Annotated in this window: 24 protein-coding genes; 10 read left to right on the top strand and 14 right to left on the bottom strand. The window is 36.3% G+C overall.

Going from position 1 to position 20,651, the window contains the following annotated elements; all coding sequences use genetic code 11:
* Positions 1-58: 58 nt before the first annotated feature.
* Positions 59-757 carry a DUF2225 domain-containing protein gene (locus ACQKMD_RS08675; RefSeq protein ID WP_427751192.1) on the bottom strand — a complete coding sequence of 233 codons (699 nt, stop codon included), beginning with the start codon at positions 755-757 and terminating at the stop codon, positions 59-61.
* Positions 758-901: 144 nt separating this feature from the next.
* Here ACQKMD_RS08675 and ACQKMD_RS08670 point away from each other — a divergent pair, with 144 nt between their 5' ends.
* The 4 genes from ACQKMD_RS08670 (at position 902) to ACQKMD_RS08655 (ending at position 3,879) form a co-directional block, all read left to right on the top strand.
* Entirely contained in the window at positions 902-1,264 is a 363-nt protein-coding gene (locus tag ACQKMD_RS08670) for a HesB/IscA family protein (RefSeq protein ID WP_427751190.1), read from the top strand.
* A 406-nt stretch (positions 1,265-1,670) separates the two neighbouring features.
* A complete protein-coding gene (locus ACQKMD_RS08665; protein WP_427751188.1) occupies positions 1,671-2,888 on the top strand; it encodes an NAD(P)/FAD-dependent oxidoreductase in 1,218 nt (405 codons plus the stop codon).
* Positions 2,889-2,948: 60 nt separating this feature from the next.
* Positions 2,949-3,446 carry an NUDIX domain-containing protein gene (locus tag ACQKMD_RS08660; protein WP_427751187.1) on the top strand — a complete coding sequence of 166 codons (498 nt, stop codon included), beginning with the start codon at positions 2,949-2,951 and terminating at the stop codon, positions 3,444-3,446.
* Between the two features lie 103 nt (positions 3,447-3,549).
* Positions 3,550-3,879 (top strand): YuiB family protein, encoded by a 330-nt coding sequence (locus tag ACQKMD_RS08655; protein ID WP_427751185.1) that lies wholly within the window; start codon positions 3,550-3,552, stop codon positions 3,877-3,879.
* 64 nt (positions 3,880-3,943) lie between these two features.
* Here the strand turns inward: ACQKMD_RS08655 and ACQKMD_RS08650 are convergent, their stop codons facing one another.
* Positions 3,944-4,417, bottom strand: coding sequence for a divergent PAP2 family protein (locus ACQKMD_RS08650; protein WP_427751183.1), 474 nt, complete (start codon positions 4,415-4,417; stop codon positions 3,944-3,946).
* Positions 4,418-4,572: 155 nt separating this feature from the next.
* Here ACQKMD_RS08650 and ACQKMD_RS08645 point away from each other — a divergent pair, with 155 nt between their 5' ends.
* Both ACQKMD_RS08645 and ACQKMD_RS08640 read left to right on the top strand, forming a co-directional pair.
* Positions 4,573-6,081, top strand: a complete 1,509-nt coding sequence (locus tag ACQKMD_RS08645; RefSeq protein WP_427751181.1) for a leucyl aminopeptidase — start codon at positions 4,573-4,575, stop codon at positions 6,079-6,081.
* 67 nt (positions 6,082-6,148) lie between these two features.
* Positions 6,149-6,394, top strand: coding sequence for a penicillin-binding protein (locus ACQKMD_RS08640; protein WP_427751179.1), 246 nt, complete (start codon positions 6,149-6,151; stop codon positions 6,392-6,394).
* Between the two features lie 46 nt (positions 6,395-6,440).
* Here the strand turns inward: ACQKMD_RS08640 and mnhG are convergent, their stop codons facing one another.
* From mnhG to ACQKMD_RS08605, 7 genes are read right to left on the bottom strand one after another with little or no spacing between them, the layout of a single operon-like run.
* Complete coding sequence (gene mnhG, locus ACQKMD_RS08635; RefSeq protein ID WP_427751178.1) at positions 6,441-6,818, bottom strand: monovalent cation/H(+) antiporter subunit G; 378 nt, start codon at positions 6,816-6,818, stop codon at positions 6,441-6,443.
* Positions 6,802-7,083: a Na(+)/H(+) antiporter subunit F1 gene (locus tag ACQKMD_RS08630; RefSeq protein WP_427751176.1), complete on the bottom strand. Its 282-nt coding sequence runs from the start codon at positions 7,081-7,083 to the stop codon at positions 6,802-6,804. Before ACQKMD_RS08630 ends, mnhG begins: the two co-directional genes overlap by 17 nt.
* Positions 7,080-7,559, bottom strand: coding sequence for a Na+/H+ antiporter subunit E (locus tag ACQKMD_RS08625; protein WP_427751174.1), 480 nt, complete (start codon positions 7,557-7,559; stop codon positions 7,080-7,082). Before ACQKMD_RS08625 ends, ACQKMD_RS08630 begins: the two co-directional genes overlap by 4 nt.
* 6 nt (positions 7,560-7,565) lie before the next feature.
* Entirely contained in the window at positions 7,566-9,050 is a 1,485-nt protein-coding gene (locus tag ACQKMD_RS08620; RefSeq protein WP_427751294.1) for a Na+/H+ antiporter subunit D, read from the bottom strand.
* Entirely contained in the window at positions 9,043-9,387 is a 345-nt protein-coding gene (locus ACQKMD_RS08615) for a Na(+)/H(+) antiporter subunit C (protein ID WP_427751173.1), read from the bottom strand. The genes ACQKMD_RS08620 and ACQKMD_RS08615 overlap by 8 nt, the downstream gene beginning before the upstream one ends.
* On the bottom strand, positions 9,387-9,809 hold the full coding sequence (locus tag ACQKMD_RS08610; protein ID WP_427751171.1) for a Na(+)/H(+) antiporter subunit B: 423 nt from the start codon (positions 9,807-9,809) through the stop codon (positions 9,387-9,389). The genes ACQKMD_RS08615 and ACQKMD_RS08610 overlap by 1 nt, the downstream gene beginning before the upstream one ends.
* Entirely contained in the window at positions 9,796-12,210 is a 2,415-nt protein-coding gene (locus tag ACQKMD_RS08605; RefSeq protein WP_427751169.1) for a Na+/H+ antiporter subunit A, read from the bottom strand. The genes ACQKMD_RS08610 and ACQKMD_RS08605 overlap by 14 nt, the downstream gene beginning before the upstream one ends.
* A gap of 166 nt (positions 12,211-12,376) precedes the next feature.
* On the opposite strand from ACQKMD_RS08605, the gene ACQKMD_RS08600 reads away from it, so the two are divergent.
* Positions 12,377-12,934 (top strand): DUF5366 family protein, encoded by a 558-nt coding sequence (locus tag ACQKMD_RS08600; protein WP_427751167.1) that lies wholly within the window; start codon positions 12,377-12,379, stop codon positions 12,932-12,934.
* A gap of 57 nt (positions 12,935-12,991) precedes the next feature.
* Here ACQKMD_RS08600 and ACQKMD_RS08595 read toward each other — a convergent pair whose 3' ends face one another.
* Complete coding sequence (locus ACQKMD_RS08595; protein WP_427751166.1) at positions 12,992-14,845, bottom strand: transglycosylase domain-containing protein; 1,854 nt, start codon at positions 14,843-14,845, stop codon at positions 12,992-12,994.
* A 150-nt stretch (positions 14,846-14,995) separates the two neighbouring features.
* Positions 14,996-16,210 carry an MFS transporter gene (locus tag ACQKMD_RS08590; RefSeq protein WP_427751164.1) on the bottom strand — a complete coding sequence of 405 codons (1,215 nt, stop codon included), beginning with the start codon at positions 16,208-16,210 and terminating at the stop codon, positions 14,996-14,998.
* Positions 16,211-16,486: 276 nt separating this feature from the next.
* On the opposite strand from ACQKMD_RS08590, the gene ACQKMD_RS08585 reads away from it, so the two are divergent.
* Both ACQKMD_RS08585 and ACQKMD_RS08580 read left to right on the top strand, forming a co-directional pair.
* Positions 16,487-17,077, top strand: coding sequence for a peptidylprolyl isomerase (locus ACQKMD_RS08585; protein ID WP_193740827.1), 591 nt, complete (start codon positions 16,487-16,489; stop codon positions 17,075-17,077).
* Between the two features lie 18 nt (positions 17,078-17,095).
* Positions 17,096-17,314 (top strand): hypothetical protein, encoded by a 219-nt coding sequence (locus ACQKMD_RS08580; RefSeq protein WP_427751162.1) that lies wholly within the window; start codon positions 17,096-17,098, stop codon positions 17,312-17,314.
* A 21-nt stretch (positions 17,315-17,335) separates the two neighbouring features.
* Here the strand turns inward: ACQKMD_RS08580 and ACQKMD_RS08575 are convergent, their stop codons facing one another.
* On the bottom strand, positions 17,336-18,511 hold the full coding sequence (locus ACQKMD_RS08575) for a MalY/PatB family protein (protein WP_427751160.1): 1,176 nt from the start codon (positions 18,509-18,511) through the stop codon (positions 17,336-17,338).
* Between the two features lie 75 nt (positions 18,512-18,586).
* Here ACQKMD_RS08575 and ACQKMD_RS08570 point away from each other — a divergent pair, with 75 nt between their 5' ends.
* On the top strand, positions 18,587-18,847 hold the full coding sequence (locus tag ACQKMD_RS08570; RefSeq protein ID WP_427751158.1) for a DUF1871 family protein: 261 nt from the start codon (positions 18,587-18,589) through the stop codon (positions 18,845-18,847).
* Positions 18,848-18,898: 51 nt separating this feature from the next.
* On the opposite strand, the gene ACQKMD_RS08565 is transcribed toward ACQKMD_RS08570, so the two are convergent.
* Together ACQKMD_RS08565 and ACQKMD_RS08560 are read right to left on the bottom strand one after the other, a co-directional pair.
* Positions 18,899-19,114: a helix-turn-helix domain-containing protein gene (locus tag ACQKMD_RS08565; RefSeq protein WP_427751157.1), complete on the bottom strand. Its 216-nt coding sequence runs from the start codon at positions 19,112-19,114 to the stop codon at positions 18,899-18,901.
* Positions 19,115-19,216: 102 nt separating this feature from the next.
* Positions 19,217-20,548, bottom strand: coding sequence for a sodium-dependent transporter (locus ACQKMD_RS08560; RefSeq protein WP_427751155.1), 1,332 nt, complete (start codon positions 20,546-20,548; stop codon positions 19,217-19,219).
* Between the last annotated feature and the right edge of the window lie 103 nt (positions 20,549-20,651).

Raw genomic sequence — 20,651 nt, 5'->3', positions numbered from 1 at the left:
CTTTAAAGAAGGCTCTTTTTTTCTCCTTATAGATAAGTGTAAATCACAAAAGGAATCATTAAACTTCGGTACGTTCAGCGATTTCCTTTTCATGTCGCATTATTTGCCATTGTTCTTTAGCCATTTCAATGATTTTAGTTTCATTTGAAGTACGTTGTTTTTCTATAACACGAGAAAAATAGCGAATGGCTTCTTCACGTTCCCCTAATCTTCTTGATAACTCGGCTATTAAGTAGATTACACGTACTTCTGACATTGCTGTACCGTTATGATCGCCATTAGAGAAAGCATCTATATATTGATCACGAGCAATGTGCATAAATCGGTTTTCTTGTTCTTTGTTCTCAAGTGTACGGTATAACCAAGCGGTTCTTAGTGCGAGTCCAGCTAGTGTAATATGCTTTTCTTTTTTCATTTCTCCACAAACAAGTGCTAATTGATAAACTTGAAGTGCATCATTAATTGTTCGTTCTTTATCAAATGAATGTTTTTTCCAATGAGAGCTGATTTTCTGATCAATCTCTTCTGATATGCCTGGTCCAAAATATTTTGTAAAGTCTTCCGTGAAAGAAAACCCACAGTGCTCACAAACAAATGCATTATATAATAGAGGGTTAACATCATTTTCGTATAGTGGATGAAAATCACTTTCATTATTACTAACCTTGATGAATTTTGAACGCACTTTTGTAGTTTTAAATTTCTTTTTACAATGAATGCAGTCTATTTGCTTCTCGTAATAAGGTGAAATTTCCATAATATAGCCCTCATTTCCTATTCTAATATATGAATCAATTATACCAGATAAAAGGTCTGTAAAAGTGTCTATTTTTCGAGTATGAGATGTTTTACTACAACATAAATTATTGTTATGATAGAAATATGAAAGAAGGTGACACAGATGACGCAAGTAATTGAAATTACTGAAGCTGCTGCTATCCATGTAAAAGAAATGATGCAGCACAATGAAGAAGAAGGCTCTTTTTTACGCATTGCTGTAAAAGGTGGCGGCTGTAGTGGTCTGTCATACGGTATGGGTTTTGAAAAAGAAAAAACAGAAGTTGATTTTATACAAGAAGAACATGGTTTACAAATTCTTGTTTCCCGTGAAGATGCATCAATCTTAAAAGGGACTAAAATCGATTACAAAGAATCACTTATGGGTGGCGGATTTACCATTGATAATCCAAATGCTATTGCATCATGTGGTTGTGGAACTTCGTTTAGAACAGCCAAAACAGAAGGTACTCCTGAAAGCTGTTAAATTAAGAAAACTATATAAAAAAACCTTCTCATTTCGTTAATTTGAGAAGGTTTTTATTTTTTCGTGGATACTTTAATTTTTTAGGGGAATAAATAAACTAAGATTTAGCAACAAAGTAGTTGCTTATGAACACATAATATGCTTATCTAAATCATAATGATTAATTGACATAAATCATTAAATAATACTAATAGAGATAAAAATAAATAAAAAAACCCCTAAAATAGTAACTCAATCCGCTTGTATCCTCAACATTATTCTATTGAAATCAGTTAACAAAAGGGCTAATATAGTATGTAGGTATTTTGTCGAAAAATAGACAAACTGATGGTGGAGACGAAGTATGTTAAATACTTCTTTTTTATTGGTCAGAAGAATAAAATAACTAAAGGTGGTTTCGATTCTAGTGAATAGACCGAAAATATTAATATTGGGTGCTGGATATGGTGGTTTAACAACTGCTGTTAACTTGCAAAAGAAAATTGGTGTTAACGTAGCCGATATTACAATTGTAAACAAAAACTCATACCACTATGAGTCAACTTGGTTACACGAAGCTTCAGCAGGTACTCTATCTCCAGAGAAAGTACGTTATGACATCCAAAGTGTGCTAAATAACAAAGTTAACTTTGTTCAAGCAGCTGTTGAATCTATTGACGCTACTAATAAAAAAGTAATTACTGATGCTGGTGAAATGTCTTACGATTACCTAGTAGTAGGTCTTGGTTTCGAAGGTGAAACTTTCGGTATCGAAGGTTTAGATAAATTTGCATTCGGTATTTCAGATGTAAACGAAGCTCGTAAACTACGTGATCATATTAACTCTCAATTTGCTGAATGGGCTTCACAAGCTCCTGCAGAAAAAGATGATACATTATTAACAATCGTAGTTGGTGGCGCAGGATTTACTGGTATCGAATTCCTTGGTGAATTAGCTAACCGTATTCCAGAACTTTGCAAAGAATACGATGCACCACAAGAAAAAGTACGCGTTATCTGTGTAGAAGCAGCTCCAACTGTATTACCTATGTTCTCTCGTGAATTAGTAGAATATGCTGTTGGTTACTTAACTAAAAAAGGTATCGAATTCTCAATTGGTACTCCAGTAGTTCAAGCTACTCCAGAAGGCGTTAAAATTAAAAAAGGTGAAGACGAATTCGAATTCATCAAAGCTGCTACTGTAGTATGGGCAGCTGGTGTTCGTGGTTCTCGCATTGTTGAAGAATCAGATATCCCATCAAAACGTGCTCGCGTTGCAGTTGAAAAAGACTTACGCGTTCCTGGATTCCCTGAAGTATTCATCGTTGGTGACTGCGCATTCTTAATGAATGAAGAAGCTGGTCGTCCTTACCCAACAACAGCTCAAATCGCAATGCAACAAGCAATTACAGTTGCTGAAAACCTTATTGCTTTAATCGAAGAAAAAGACACTAAAGAATTCGTTCCAGAACTAAAAGGTACTGTATGTTCTCTTGGTGATTCTGATGCAATCGGTGAAGTATTCGGTAAAGAAATCACTGGTAAATCAGCTTCATTCATGAAAAAAGTAATCGATAACCGTGCACTTTACATGGTTGGTGGCGCTGGCTTAGTGCTTAAAAAAGGCAAATTCAACGTACTATAATTGTACCTTTCACACTCCCTTCAGTTATTATAACTGTAGGGAGTTTTTTATTGGGAGGTAATGTCATTGAATAAACAGGACCATATGAAAGTTTGGTTAGGCGTATCAGGTTTAGTAGAGAATAATAATGGTGAATGGCTTGTAGTCATGAAACGCTATGGTGGTCTTGATGGTAAATGGTCATTACCGGCTGGATTTGTTCAGCCTGCAGAAACGGCAGATCAAGCTGTCGTTAGAGAAATAAAAGAAGAAACAGGAATTGACGCTACCATTTTAGGTTTAATAGGTCTGCGGACAGGTGTGTTAAAAAATGATATAAGTGATAACATGGCAGTTTTCCATTTAATCGTGAACGATCCTTTACAGCCTGTAATTGCGCAGTTAGATGAATTATATAAAGCATGTTGGATGACTCCATTAGCGTTAAAAGAGGACGAGCGTACTTCGTTATTGATTTTAGAATTATTAGAAACAGAAATAAATGCACGTAAAAGTGCGTTAGAAAATCTAGAACCAGATAATGTTTTTGGCTACACCTCATATAAATTATTTTTCTAGTAGTTTTTGAATTATGACAAAGCATTGAAATTAGTCACTAGTCGTTGAAAGCATTGGTCCAATCATGTACACTTATGAGAGGAAAAATGGAGGTTTCGAATATATGGCTGGTTCATTTTCAATTGTACAATTGGTATTATCAATGATATTATTCCTCGTTATGTTCTTTGGTATCGGATTCTTACTTAATATGTTACTCCGTGCTACTTGGTTCATGGCGATTGTCTATCCGATAGTTGTCATCTTCATTGTTGATGATGTAGGTTTTTTCGATTATTTCTTTAAGCCAGGAACAGCATTCCCTGCATTAGGAGATAAACTAGTATCATTACAATTAGTTGATATTCTCATTCTAGCAAGTGGACTTGCAGGTGCTATTATTGCAGGTTTAGTAATGAAAGCACTAAGAAGAAATGGCTATCGTATGTTCTAACTCGAAGAATCAATCTATAAAAAAGCAGTGTCACGATTTTAATCGAACACTGCTTTTTTACATTTTAAAAGGTTGAATAGACGATAACAGAAATAAGTATACCAGTTAAGCAACCGAAGAATACCTCGCTCGGTCTATGACCTAATAACGTTTTAAGTTCTTGCATTTTTTCTTCTTCTTTTTTATTGTTCCATCCTTTTGCCTCATTGACGAAAACTTGGAAATCTTTGCGTAGTTGATTAATAATGACGGCTTGTTGTCCGGCTTGATAACGTATACCTGTTGCATCAAACATAACGATAATAGCAAATACTGTAGAGGCGGCAAACAAAGGAGAATCCAAACCATTTTCAAAGCCAATAGCTGTTGTTAGAGCTGATACAGCTGCAGAATGCGAACTCGGCATTCCTCCTGTAGACGTGAAAAGTGACCAATCAATCTTTTTAGTTGCAATGAAATGTATAGGGATTTTAACAAATTGTGCAAAAATGATTGCAAAAAGTGATGAGAGTAGGGGAATATTGTGAAGAAGCTCCATTAAACCAGCACCTTTCTAGACTAGAATAAGTTAGTAATACTATAACATAGGACAGAACATTGAAAAAACTCTAAGGAAATTCGTATTACGAATATTTCGTGTGATGTAATATTTTTGATATAATAGAATTGTTAATATAGAAATGGAGGATTCCAATGAACATAATTAAAGAAGGTCAAACATTTCAATCGGCACAAGCAGATGTATTAGTTGTTGGTGTATCTAAGCATCAAGAGCAGCTAGAAGGTTGGTTAGATTTCGTAGAAGTCTTTGGCAATCCAATTACAGAATGGATCAAAGAGGGTGACATTGCTACAGGTTTAAAGAAACTAACGAAAATCCCAACATTTGTACCATCAACACAAGTGAAACGTATTTTATTTGTTGGACTTGGAGACCGTAAAACTCTAAGCATAGATGAATTACGTGAAGCATTCGGTTTAGTTGGAAAAGAACTACAAAAAATAAATGCTACAGCTGTTACATTATGGGCAGATTCATTTGTGACGTCTGATATTGAACCGACAGAAGTAGCAATTATTGCTGCTGAAGGTGCGGGATTAGGTTACTATAATGTACAAAATTATAAAACAACATCTAATGCTATTGACGTGACAATAGAAGAAGTTAGCTTCATTACTACAACAGATGTGCAAGAAATAGTTGCTGGTTTTGAAGTAGGGCAAGTATATGCTGAGTCTGTGAACGAAGCACGTACTTTAGTGAATTTACCAAGTAATGTATTAACGTCTACAAAATTAGCAGATTATGCTGAAGAGCTTGCTAAGCAATATGATTTTGAAATTGAAATTTTAAACAAAGCCGAATTAGAAGAGCTAGGAATGGGTGCTATTTTAGCGGTCAATAAAGGCTCGGTAGAAGAACCACGCGTTATTACGATTAAATACCAAGCAACTGATAAATGGGAAGATGTTATTGGTCTAGTTGGTAAAGGTGTTACATATGATACAGGTGGCTATTCGATTAAACCTAAAACAGGATTAGTTGGTATGAAAGGCGATATGGGTGGAGCCGCGGCTGTACTTGGGGCAATGAGAATAATAGGCGAATTACGTCCAAACAAAAATGTTATCGCAGTCATAGGTTCAACAGATAATATGATCTCGGGTGAAGCTTTCAAACCAGATGATGTAATTACGACCTATAGTGGTAAAACAGTTGAAATATTAAATACTGATGCCGAAGGTCGTCTTGTATTAGCTGATGCTGTAACTTATGCTAAACAACAAGGTGCAAACTTTATCATCGATGTGGCAACGTTAACAGGAGGCGTCATTACAGCTCTTGGTTACGATAAAACAGGTGCTTTAACAAATGATGAGTCATTCTTTGGGTCTTTCTTAGAAGCGTCTGAAGAAGCAGGAGAATTCGTATGGCAATTACCATTAACAGAAAATGATAAAAAACGAATCCGTAAAAGCGATGTAGCAGATTTAAATAACTCGCCAGGTTCGGATGGACATATGATTTTCGGTGGTGGCTTTGTAGGTGAATTCGTTGGTGATATACCTTGGATTCATCTAGATATTGCTGGAACATCTGACGCTCACGGTGCATATGATTTAGGTCCTAAAGGTGGTACAGGCGTAATGGTGCGTACCATTGCAACATTCATCGAACGTTTAGCAGAGGAAGAAAAGTAGTGTAATAGGCCAAGACCTAGTTGTTCCTTACCATGACACATAGTATAGAGCAGAGAGGAGGAGGCTTATGTTTCCATTTCGCGGCGGATTTTTCGGCGGACCATTTTTTGGTGGCTTTCTTGGTGGCTTAGTTGGGTCATCCATTAGACCACGTCAATTTTACAATCAATTTTATGGACCAAACTTTGGACCAAGCTTCGGGCCAAACTTCGGACCAAGCTTTGGACCAAACTTCGGATCAAATTTTGGACCAATTTACGGACCACAGTGCGGACCACCGTTTGGACCTCCATGTGGTAGACCTTATTGGTAAAATAAAAAGCTTTTGTCCCACTTATTGTGGAGACAAAAGCCTTTTTTCATTCCTTTATTTTTAAAGAAGCTTCTTTTACTTTGCGTTCATATTCTGGTTTTAATTCATCTTTGACAGTACCTTTCCAGGCTTTTACACCTGAAAAGTATGCTGCGCGCGCTATGACATGACCACCAACAGGTCCTGTGATGAATAAAAATAAGATACCGAGTAAAATACGAGGGTTAAAATGATCTTCTTTTAACCAAAAGTGTAAGAAAACTCCGATTAAAATACTCATTACTCCTAATGTAGCGCTCTTAGAAGCCGCGTGAGAGCGAGAATATACATCGGGTAGTCTAATTAGGCCAATTGCTGTAACCAAGATGAAAATAGCCCCAAAAGAGATTGTTAAAACGATTAATATATTAGCGAGAATTGTCACGTTCTATGATCTCTCCTTTCTCTATAAACTTAGAGAAAGCTACAGTTCCGATAAAGGATAAAATCGCTAACAGTAAAATAATATCTAAATAGAAACTTGTTTTGATGAAAATGGAAAACAAGCCGACAAGTGAAATGATAGATACACCTATTGAATCTAGTGCTATTACACGATCCGGAACAGAAGGACCTTTTACAAGCCGATAGACTAAGCCAATCATCGATAGTGTCACAATGACAATAATAGCCCAAATAAAGTACGTCATGAGCGGCTCACCTCCATGATGGCCTTTTCAAAGGAGTTTTTGATAGAGTCAACTGCTGAATCGACATCTTCAATATCAATTGCATGAATATAAAGTGTTTTTGAATCATCTGACACATGGACAACAATCGTACCAGGAGTCAATGTTATCAAACTGGATAACAATGTGATTTCCCAGTCTTGTTCCAGTTCAGTTTGCAAAGCGAAAAATGCTGGACTCATATCAAGCTTAGGCTTAATGATGACCATAAAAACTTGAACATTAGCGAGAATAAGCTCCTTCATAAACAATACAGATAGTTTAATCACTGCCCAGAATCGGCTAATATAAAGGCGGCTTGAGAAGAAATTCCGCATGATATAAATCATAATCATACCTAAGATGAAGCCCACGACAAAGTTACTTGATGCGAAGTTAGTAGACAAAAACATCCATATAAATGCGATAAAGAAGTTTAACAAGATTTGAAATGCCATCGTCATCTACTCCTTTAACACAGCATCTGTATACACAGATGGATTATTTAAAATATTTGCTGCATCTTGCATAAAAGGTGTAATCCATTCCGATCCAACACCATAAAATACTGTCAGCACTACTAGAATAACAGTAGGGATAAACATCATACGATAGTAACCTTTATCCACGGGTTGTAGTGGATGTTTCTCTTTGCCCCAAAACGCATAGATGAAAATACGAATTACAGAAAGTAAGACGACCAAGCTGGATAACAAAATCCATAAGCTTCCCCATAGATTCCCTGTTTCAAAGCCTCCGCGAACGATTAGAAGTTTACCGATAAAACCGCTTAATGGCGGGATACCAGCAAGTCCAAATGCTGCGATTAAGTAAAACCAACCTAAAGCAGGGTGAGTTTTCATAAGACCGCCCATCTTCCGTAAATCTGAAGTACCTGTAACAGCAATGATGATACCGACTAAGAAAAATAGTGCTGCTTTTATCAGCATATCATGGATTAAATAGAACATTGCCCCCATTAACGAATTGTCATTCATTTGAGATACTCCAAATAAAATGACACCAACAGCAATAATAATGTTATAGATAATGATTTTCTTCACATCGAAGTATGCTAAAGCACCGATACAGCCGGCTAGAATCGTTAGTACGGATAAAATCATTAGTAGCTCATGTGTAAAGCCCATATCATGTACGAAGAATAACGTATATGTACGAGTAATAGCATAAACTCCAACCTTTGTTAGTAACGCTCCAAACAGTGCAAGCACAGGAATTGGTGGAGCGGCATAAGAGGATGGTAACCAGAAAAACATTGGGAAAATGGCTGCTTTTAATCCAAATACAATTAAGAATAAAACAGCAATTACGGTAATAATACCGGGCTGCTGAGTATCCGCAATTTTTACAGCGATATCAGCCATATTAAGTGTTCCTACAACCGAGTATAGATAGGCTACAGTAATAACGAACAGAGCAGAAGAAATAACATTGACTAAAATATACTTAATAGACTCACGTAATTGTGCTTTCTCTCCACCAAGAACGATTAGTAGGTATGAAGACATTAACAACACTTCGAAGAAAACGAATAAGTTGAAAATATCACCTGTAGTAAAGGCGCCATTTACACCAGTCAGCATAAATAAAATACCAGGGTAGTAGAAGAATGATTCACGGTCTTTACCTATGGCCGCAATGCTATACCAGACAGTAAAGAAGGCAAGTATAACAGATGTCAGGACAAGCAACGCTGATACCATATCAGAAACTATTGTAATCCCAAATGGAGCAGGCCAGTCCCCAAATGTTACAACTTGTGGGCCTTCATTTTTTACTTTAAACAACAATACAATAGCAGCAACTACTGCAATTGATAAACCAGTCATCGCTCCAATTCGTTGATAACGAATATTTTTTGGCGCAAACATCAACAACATTCCAAAGAAGAACGGGATGATGATTGGCAATAATAAGAAATTACTCATCATCTTCATCAGTTCCTCTCATTAAATTCATATCATCCGTGCCAAGCTCTTGATAAGCTCTATATGCTAGTACTAAGAAGAAAGCAGTAACACCAAAGCTAATAACAATAGCTGTTAAGATTAATGCTTGTGGGATGGCATCAGCCATATTCGTAACACCCTCTGATAGAACTGGGGGTGCACTACCACTTAACCCCCCCATTGTTAAAATGAGTAAGTGCGCACCGTGGCTGAGAAGACCAGTCCCTATAATAATGCGCAATAAACTTTTTGATAGCATTAAATAGACAGCTGCCATAAATAGAAAACCTATGGCGAAGGCCATTATGACTTCCATTAATCATCCCCTCCAATCGATTGAATGATTGTCATAGTAACTCCAACAACTACAAGGTAAACACCTGTATCAAAAATCATTGCCGTATGCAATTCTGTATCACCAATTAACGGGAGATAGAAATGATCAAAGTAATGCTTGAAGAAAGGTTTACCCAAAAACATACCGATTGAAGCAGTTCCGAGTGCTAACACTAAACCACTTGCGGTCATGATTGTAAAGTTGATTGGTAACAATGTTTGTACTGTTTTTAAATCGTAAACTAAAAGTAAAAGTACGAGAGCACTTGAAGTAAGTAATCCTCCAACAAAACCGCCACCAGGTGCAAAGTGTCCAGCTAAAAAGAGGTGAATTGAAAAGAGAAAGATGATAAAAAATACGACATGAGACGTCGTTTTTAAAATGACATCATTTGTTTTCATGCTCATTCTCCTTTCTGCTTAGGCGGAGTTTAATCATACTTAAGATAGCCATACCAGCAATAGATAACACCGCAATTTCAAATAATGTATCGAATCCACGGTAGTCTACTAAGATTACGTTTACAATGTTACCGCCACCAGCTAACGTATTGACGGTTTCTTTGTAGTACTCCGTAATAGAAGGTACAAGCTTTTGAGATTGTGCCGACAAAGCAACGAGTGTCACCATTACACCAACGCCTAATGAGATGATAAAGTTGTTTAAACGGAATCGAAGTCTCTCTTCATGTCGACTAAGCTTCGGTAAATGATAAAACGCAAGTAAGAATAGTGCTACTGACACTGTTTCAATTACTAGTTGTGTCAAAGCTAGATCAGGTGCATTAAAGATGACGAAGAACAGTGCTACTGTATAACCTACAGCTCCTAATGCAATGATGGCTGTCAAGCGCGATTTTGAGAATAAGACAGTCACGGTGCTTATGATCATTACAAGAATTAAAATAATCTCATACAGATAAATTGGGGCTGTACCCTCCATTGAGAAACTAAAAGCATCTTTAGTAAATAAAGTACTAATCGTAATCACAACGATGAAAGAGAACATATAGACTAAGTAATTACGAATTGAACCCGTCATATATAGTCTTGAAATAAAGTTTAAGTCCTTTTCTAAAAATGTCATAAAGCGATCATATAACCGATTTAGTGACATCCAATCGGGGATAATTTTGTATAACTTTTGCCATTTTGGCATTGTTAAGAAAAGCAAGAAGCCAACAACGAAAATACCAATTGTCATAAATAACTCAGGTGTAAAGCCATGCCACGCAGATACATGAATCGGAATAGTACTAGCAGAGTCATATAAGAACGGTTGAATAGCTAGAACGGCCGGTTTTACAAAGACATCTCCAATTACATTTGGGATAAAGAATATAATCACCACTAGTGAAGCTAATATTATTGGTGAAATAAGCATACCAATTGGTGCTTCATGGGCTTTTTTTGGTAATAATTCAGGTTTATATTTACCGGTAAATGTTTTAAATACAAAATAAAAGCTATAAACGAATGTAAAGACACTTGCTATCCATGCAACGATAGGGAAGATAGTCCCCCATGTATCCATTGCAAAAAGATTGAAATCTTTTATGGCAAGCATAGATGTTAAGAACATCTCTTTACTTAAGAATCCGTTAAATGGAGGTATACCAGCCATTGAGAAACTACCGATGGCTGCGATTGTAAAGCTGATTGGCATAAGACTCATTAGTCCACCGAGTTTGCGAATATCACGCGTACCTGTTTCGTGATCCACGATACCTGCGATCATAAATAGGCTACCTTTAAATGTTGCGTGATTTATTAGGTGGAATATAGCTGCAAAGGCTGCAAATTTAAATACAGTATCCTGCGCTTGGTCAACATGGAATGCAACGGCTCCTGCACCAAGCAAAGACATAATTAGTCCTAATTGACTGACAGTTGAAAAAGCTAATATGCCTTTTAAATCGGTTTGCTTCACAGCAAAGAAAGAACCCCAGAATAATGTAAATAAACCGACTCCCAAAACGAGCCACACCCAAGTTTCAGAGCTAGCATAAATAGGTGTTAAACGTGCTACTAAATAAATGCCTGCTTTGACCATTGTTGCAGAATGAAGATATGCACTAACGGGTGTAGGCGCTTCCATTGCATCAGGTAACCAAATGTAGAATGGAAACTGTGCAGACTTTGTAAATGCCCCTAAAAGAATAAGTACTAGTGATAGGGTGAACCATTCGTGTGAAGCAAGTGTAGAAGCTTGTGCGATGAGTTCGCGAATTGAGTACGTTTCACCCATAATGGATAAAAGAATAAATCCTCCTAGCATCATTAGGCCACCAAATACAGTAATCATCATTGATTTCAATGCACCAAATCTAGAGCGATCGCGGTCATACCAATAGCCAATCAATAAGAAGGAAGAAATAGATGTTAATTCCCAAAATAGATATAAGCTAATTAAATGGTCTGATTGTACAACGCCAAGCATGGCACTCATGAACATTAATAAATATACATAGAAATTATGTAATTGTTCACGATTACGGTCTAAGTAGAAAATAGAATACAGAACGACTAATGCACCTATGCCCGTAATAAGAAGTGAAAATAACAGGCTTAAGCCATCAATATAGGAGATAAATGAGATATCAAGTGATGGAACCCAATTGATCTTTGATACAATTGTTTCCCCATGCATTACTTGCGAAATATATGAGGCATAAGTAGCTGCTAACACAACTGGAACAATTAATACAAACCAACCAGTATGGATCCCTCTTACCTTCTTAAAAAGAACAGGTATAAAGATTGCAGCAATAATTGGTATGAATATAAATAATACTTGTACCAAGTAAATCCTCCTTTCAGAAAAATCTTAAGATGCAGTCAACAAATCATATTATAGCTTATAATACTTACATTTGCATGGCATAATCTTTATTCTTCCCCTTGATAGTATAGGCATTTGTTCGATATTATAAATAGGAAGTAAATAATAAAATAATCGAGGAATTTATATGAAAAACCCTTATGTTTATGGATATTTACCACTGATTACGATCATACTATTTAGTTTAACGTTTGGATTGTATACAGTAACAGAATCCATAGAAGTCTCCAAATCTATAGGTGTATACACTGGTATGCGCGAGTTTTTATCAGAAATACAGTTGCGTGTATTTCTATTAATTGTTTTTGCACTTTGTTTTTTTATGTTGTTTTCTGCGTTAAAGTTGATTGGAGAAACAATTCATGAATTAGCAATGCTTTTCTTTTCAAAAGATATAGATGGTAAAACAGTAGCTGAAGCACGGGGAGGAAATGTTGTTTTCTTCTTTGGAGCCCTGGCCTCTGCTTTTGGCATTCAATCGTTCATGTTGCTAATGGTAGTTTTCCTACTAACAGTCCTTACATACTTTATTTATGTCATTTATAAAATTAGTAGTCACTTGACGTTAGGTGCAACAATAGGTGTTTTAATATTCGATATTACGCTTTGGACCATCTTGATAACATTAATTGTTTATGTCGTTTTTAAATTGTATAACGGAATTTTAGCAAGCTTACCAATTTAAATATCGGAAGCATAAAAAGCTGTCATGGGCAATACTCGCCCATGACAGCTTTTAGTCTTATTGCATAATATTCGAGAATATACGATGATGAATTTTAGTGTTTTCAAGACCGTACATATTTCTTGGTCGGTCAAATCCAATCCATACAGCAGAAGTATAACGATCAGTTAAACCGGCAAGCCAATAATCACGATAATCATTGGTAGTACCTGTTTTCGCTCCTACATAGGGGGCGTTTATATGAATGCCCGCTCCGGTACCATTTTGAACAACATCTGTTAATAAGGTGCGCATATGCTGGATCGTACTAGGTGACCAAACTTGTTTTTGCTTTTGCTCCCATTTATATTGGAGCTTGCCATCTCTACTTTGAACTTGACGAATAGCATGAACAGGCTCGTGATCCCCGTTGATAAAGCTAGTATAAGCATCCGCTAATTCTAATGTAGTAACGCCATGTGTTAATCCGCCAATAGCAGCAGGGTATACGTGATCAGCATTTGAAAGTGAATCAAATTGGAATGGCTTCAAGAAGGAAAATGCTTTTTTAGCACCAATTTGATGAAACAGTCGCATAGCAACAGTATTGTAACTATTTCGAAAACCTTGTTGAAGAGTTACATTACCAACCACTTGGCCTCCATAGTTTTGAGGGCAGTAAGAGCCAATACAGAAAGGATGACCGCTCACAATTGTATTAGGTGTTGCCGATGTTAGTTCAAAATAAGGTGCATAATCAATTAATGGCTTAAATGCAGAGCCTGGCTGACGTACTCCCTGGAATGCACGATTGTAATCAAATTTCTTATACCCCTTACCGCCATAAATACTAACAATTTCACGGCTATTATTATCAATAACGACGGCGGCTGCTTGTAAATCTTGAGTATAGGAAATGGCTTGATCTATGGCATTTTGATCTGCTGTTTGCTTAGCAGGGGAAAGAGCAGTATCGATAATCAGACCATCATTGAGCAAAGTATTAACCCTTTTTGTAAGTTTTTTATTAATGCTTCTTTCCTCAGTAATTGTTTTAGCTGCGTTAAGTTGTTTAGTAAATCCTTCTTTGTCAGCGATTAATAATCGCAATTCATGTAATACATACGTACTATAGGCAGGGTAAAGTTGTTTTTTCTGCTTGATAGTAAGTGTTATTTTTTCTTTTTTAATTTTCCTTCCTTGTTTAGCAGTTAGAATTTCCTTGTCCACTAGTTTGTTAATAAGGCGTTCCTGTCTTTTTTTCGTATTTTCGAAATGTTTGACAGGGTCATATAAAGAAGGATTATTTGGAATGGCAGCTAGAAAAGCCATTTCAGCTTTTGTTAATTTACTTGCAGGGCGCTGAAAGTAGTAAGTTGATGCGCCACCAATACCGTAAACGCCATTGCTAAAGTACATTTCATTTAAATACATATTTAAAATTTCATCTTTAGAAACTTTTCTTTCTAACTCGTATGAATAGAAAATTTCGAGTATTTTTCGCTCGTATGACTTTTCTTCTGATAAATAGCGCATACGAACAAGTTGTTGCGTGATGGTACTGCCACCTTGCGAAGAGGCGCCACTTGATGAGTTTGCAACAATTGCACGTGCAATGGCACTTAAATCAAAGCCAACATGTTCATAAAAATGTTCATCTTCACTATATAAGAATAGTTCTTGAACAAACACTGGAATGTCGGCAAGCTTCATCGGTTTGCGCCATTCCGTATATTCCTCTGAAAAGGTATCTTTATTTTGATCTCTTAAGACAGTTGGAATGAGTGTGTTTATCGCATTTAATTGAATGGAAGATGTGAATTTTTTATCCAAAGTATTTGCTGTATTTTTCTCTAAAGAAATTAAATTGAATAGAAAAAATAACAGAGGAACACAGAGGATGATAATAAGACTACCAACTAATTTTCTCAATGATACCCCCCTCAATTCAAGGTTTCTGTATGTATAGTAAGGTTAAAGAAATGAAAACTTCCATAAAAAAGAATAGCACATTTTACAAGAAGGCTGTCAAAAAATATATGAATTCCCAGCCGTTTTCTGATAAAAATATGCTATCCGAATTTACGATTCCAAAATGTCTTCTAAATGTTGTTTTGGATATTTACGTGTCCATTTTAAAATAATGAAGGCTATTAAAAATAATGCGCCTGTGACGTAAAAAACGGAAGAAATTCCAATAAATCCACTGACGATTCCCCCAAATGTTGGACCGATAATATTCCCTAGGAAACGAAAGCTAGTATTATAACCCATGACTTCACCCTGAATGTCTATAGGTGCTTCGCGACGTATTAGAGCAGTAGTAGTAGGAATTAAACCGCCTACTGCAATACCAAATAACAATCTCAGCCCCATCAATTGCCAAAGAGATGTAACAAAAGCTTGTGGAATGATGAAAATAACAGCTATTGCTAATAGAATTGTTAACACTTTTTCATAACCAATTTGATCTCCAAGCCTCCCCCAGAATCTCGCGAATAATAAATTCCCTACACCAGCAGCACTAAAGGTCAATCCTGCTAAAAAGGCCACTTGTCCACTAGTTGTTAAATCGGATACATAAAGTGAAAGTAAAGGCTGGATGCTAAAATTTCCGATTTGAATAAGGCTAGTAATCATCATGACGTTGAATAATAAGCGATGATGGAGTATTCCTTTTAATACTGCGATTCGAGAGTATGTAATCGCATTTTTCTTTTTCACTCTTTTTATTTCATGGACGCCGAATAGGATAAGTAAGGCTGCAACTGAAATGGTGATAGCGGTAATAATAAACGTATATTGAAACCCGAAGTTATCCGCTAACAAACCACCGACTATAGGTCCGAAAAGTGTACCCGTAACACTGCCCATTTGCAGCGTTCCAAGTGTTTTCCCTGCGATTTCCTTTGGTGTTTGTCTACTGATAAAAGCAAGGGATGTCGGGATGAATCCTGTTACAATGCCCATGAATAAGCGTAATAAGAAAAACTGTTCTACACTTTGTACATGCCCCATGAAGAAAATACTTAGAGATATACCAAAGCCATTAATAATCAAAATTGGTTTATAGCCATATTTATCTGCTACTCGTCCCCAAATAGGTGACATTAAAAAAGCAGAGACAAATGTAGCACCGAAGATTAAACCTGCCCATTTTTGGACATAACTTTCGGTGAAATTGCCCATCGTTTCGATGTATAATGAAAGAAAGGGCATAATCATAGTAGTTGTTCCTGCAACTAATAAGTTTGCAAACCAGATAATGATAAAATTGCGTTTTTGCTGTGGGTTCATATGAGCACTTTCTTTCGCTGTATTATTTGGTCTATTCGTAGTATAAAGCATTATGAATGTTGAATGAAGCTCTTCAATTCCAATAGGTAGAGTTTTCAACTGAAAAATAGTGTAAATTATGATAGACTATGACGAGGTATTTAAGTAATATACGCAACCTCAACATGTTGAAACTACTAAGGTTGCGTTGGTGGGGTAAACCTACTTTGCAAATTACTATCATTTTCCCCATAACACGGGTAACTAAACATTCACGATTTTAAAGGAGAGTATATTATGTATCCACAATTAACAACTGAAGTACAAGCTAACGAAGCATTAGTAGAAATGAAAACTACTCTAGGATCAATCAAGATTAAATTATTCCCAGAGCATGCACCTAAAACGGTTCAAAACTTTCTAACTCACGCTGAAAATGGTTATTATGACGGCATCATTTTCCACCGTATTATTAAAGATTTCATGATTCAAGGTGGAGACCCAACTGGTACAGGTATGGGCGGAGAAAGCATTTATGGTTCAACTTTTGAAGATGAATTCTCAAATGACTTATTCAATATTCGTGGTGCTTTATCAATGGCTAATGCTGGTCCGGGTACAAACGGAAGCCAATTCTTCATCGTTCAAATGCCATCAGTTCCTGCTAACATGATCGGACAAATGAAAGATGCTGGATATCCAGAAGAAATTATCGCTGCGTATACAGAAAATGGCGGTACACCTTGGTTAGATCACAAACATACTGTATTTGGTCAAGTTGTAGAAGGTATGGACATCGTTGACAAAATGGCTGATGTAGAAAAAGATATGCGTGACAAACCACTTGAAGATATTTCAATTCAATCAATTGAAGTTCTTCAAAAATAATAATTGGAGTGTTCTCAGATGAAAACTTGGGTATTAAATGAGTTTCTCTATTTTCCTGAAGACAAATCGGAGTATCTTCCAGCAGCAATCGAATTTGCAATTATTTTAGTTCTATGTATAGCTGTTTTTTACGCAGTAAAGAAAATGGCAAAAAAACAAGAGCTTAAAACAAAAATGCTAGAAGAAGAAATTCTTCAACATCGTCAAAAAGAAGCAAAACAAAACCAGTCGAATTAGTTTCGACTGGTTTTTCTTTATCTACTTAAATGATTTTATAAATCTTTTAATACCATCTTGTAGTGTAGCTCTTGAACAAGCTACATTCATACGAAGGAATCCTCGACCTGAATCTCCGTATTTAGAGCCTGGATCCAAAGCAAGTTTACCTGTATGTAATAATCGTTCCATTACCTCTTCTTCTTCTAACCCCGTTTCACGATAATCAATCCATAACAAGTATGTACCTTGAGGTTTTGCGATTTTAATGCCAGGAACAGCAACTGGAATCTGCTCAAGAACAAGGTCCATATTACCTGAAATATAATCCAATAAGTCAGTTAACCATTCTTCACCTTCAGTATATACGGCTTTCATAGCATCAATGGCAAAGATATTAGGTCCCATTTGACCATGAGAAAAAGCGTTTTGAGCAAGTTTATTACGCATAGCATCGTCAGAAACAATCATCATAGCAACTTGTACACCAGCTAAGTTGAATGTTTTCGTTGGTGCCATACAAGTAATGACACGAGCAGCTTCTTCACCAGCAATTTTTGCGAGAGGAATATGCTTATGTCCATCCAGTATTAAATCAGCGTGAATTTCGTCTGACAAAATGAGTACATCGTATTTAGCGCATATTCTAAGCATTTCTCTTAGGTCATTTTCACTCCAGACGATCCCTCCCGGATTATGTGGGTTACATAAAATGAATAACTTTACATTGTCTTTTGCTGCACTTTTTTCGAAGGCTTCAAAATCTAATGAATAATGACCATCTTTCTCTATCATTAAACACTCTTCCATTTCACGTTTTAACGCAATAGGGACATTAGTAAATGGAGGATAAACAGGAGGTGTGATTAAAATCTTGTCTTTGGGTTTTGTATAAGTTTCAATAATTGATCCAATAGCAGGGACAACACCACTATGATAGAGCACCCAATCTTTTTCAATTGTCCAATTATGTCGTTTTGCAACCCAATTGACGAACGTCGCTGTTGTAGAATCATCTGCGACTGCATAACCTAGTACGGGGTTTTCCAAACGCTCACGAATTGCTTTAATTACAACTTCAGGAGCAGCGAAATCCATATCTGCAACCCACATTGGTAGAATAGTTGAAGCATCTTCAATTTGGTAAATTGTCTCCATCATATCCCATTTTAATGAGTTTGTATTTCGCCTATTAATCTTTTGATCAAATCTATTCAAGCATATCCCTCTTTCCTTTTTTTATTTCTATGTTATCATAACCTTTAAAGATGAAAAGTAATTAGGTGAAAAAATATGGAGAATATTGCAATGAATAAAAAGGCTGTCCACATCCTTGAAGAGTGGGACCCGTTTAAAATGGGTGATTTCACTTATGATACGGAAGCAGCCGATGTCGTAGCGGAATTACAGCATATCGATGATCCAACTGTACTAGGTAAGAAAATTCAAGAAATTTATGAGCAATCATTCGAAAGATGGATTCCTATCGAAAAATGTATCGAAATTTCTTATAAGTTATTGGCCGTAAAATTCGAAGCAAAATGCATCGTATAAAACCAAAAAGCCTTATTGATCGATGAAAATCGAGCAATAAGGCTTTTTTACTTAATGAAATTGTAAACCGTCCGTTAAGTTAGATAACGGTACTTCCAATGCATTTGAAAGTTTGAAAATTGTCTCAATTGAAGGGACATCTTCTCCAGATTCATAGCGCCCTAGTTTCTCTGCACTAACACGAACTTGTAAAGATAATTCCTCGAGTGAAATATTACGTTCACCACGAAGTTGGCGAAGTTGAGTATGAAAATCTTGATTCATCATAATAAATAAAGCACTCCTTTCAAATCGTCTACAATAATTGTAATAAAATTATAACACGGCTTGAGCGAAGGAATTCTATCGTAAGTGACAAAAAAATGACGTTTATCTAAAGAATACGCTTTGGATAAAGACAATAATAATAGCAATTGGAGCGACGAAGCGAACGAGTATACGCCAAGTTTTGAATATCCAATCTTTTGTATTCAATTCAGCAGCAGCGTCTGCTTTCGAAATTTTATAACCTGCGAAAATTGCAACAAGTAACGCTCCAATTGGCATACCAATATTATTCGTAAGGAAATCAGCTGAATCGAAAATCGATAGACCGAAAATTTTAATATCGGACAATACACCAAAAGATAACGCACTAGGAATGCCCACGATGAAAATCCCCAAGCCGCATAACCATGAATATTGCTTACGTTTATCATATTTTGAACCCATCGCAGTTGCTACAACAATTTCTAACATAGCAATTGCAGATGTCACTGTGGCGAATAATAGTAAGATAAAGAAAATAATCATAAACACTGATCCAAAAGGAATTTGCTGAAATACAGCAGGAATAATGATAAAGACAAGGCCTGGTCCTTGATCAGGTGAGTAACCTAATGCAAACACGGCAGGGAAGATTACTAAGCCTGCTAATAGTGAAATACCAATATTCATCCAAGCAACATTCATTGCAGAGCTACCTATTTTAGTTCCTTTTGATAAGTAAGAAGCATAGGTAAGCATAGCCGCAACCCCAACACTTAATGAGAAGAATGCTTGTCCTAAAGCCATCAATAATGTTTTACCAGTGAAATAGGACCAGTCAGGTACGAACATAAATTTAATGCCCTCAATAGCACCGTCCAATGTTAAAGAACGGACAACTAATACGATAAAGAAGATGAATAGTAATGGCATCATCCATTTGCTTGCTTTTTCAATCCCGTTTTTCACGCCACCTTGAACAATCCAGACTGTTAGGAATAAGAATACGCCTTGGGCAATGACAACTTCCCAGGGATTAGATGTAATAGAGCCAAATAGCTCAGCATAATAATCTTCTCCACCACCAGATAATTCAAAAGAAATTGCACGGATAATATAACTTAATATCCATCCTCCAACAACACTGTAGAAGGATAAGATGATAGCAGAAAATATAAAACCTGCCCAACCCGTTAAAAACCAACGTGTACCTGGAGCTTGTTTTTTAAATGAGGAAACAGCATCCGTTTGACCACGTCGTCCAATCATAAACTCAGCCACTAATATAGGCAGGCCAATAATCAATGTACATAATATAAATAGCAATATAAAGACACTACCGCCATTAGTACCAGCCATATACGGAAACTTCCAAATAGCTCCTAAACCGATAGCGCTACCAGCTGCCGCTAAAATAAATCCTATCTTTGACGCAAATTGATCCCTGTTTGACACTTTTTATGTCCTCCTTTTAGTAAGGATTGTTCTATTCTACATCAGTCAATTAGAAAAAGTATAGAATTTTTGTGAAACAAAATTGAAAATTCGGTCGTATCAC

It is taken from the genome of Viridibacillus sp. NPDC096237 (genome assembly GCF_050278625.1).
Classification (GTDB): domain Bacteria; phylum Bacillota; class Bacilli; order Bacillales_A; family Planococcaceae; genus Viridibacillus.
Note: the sequence above shows the minus strand (reverse complement) of the source record. Positions and strands in the feature narration are given on the sequence as shown.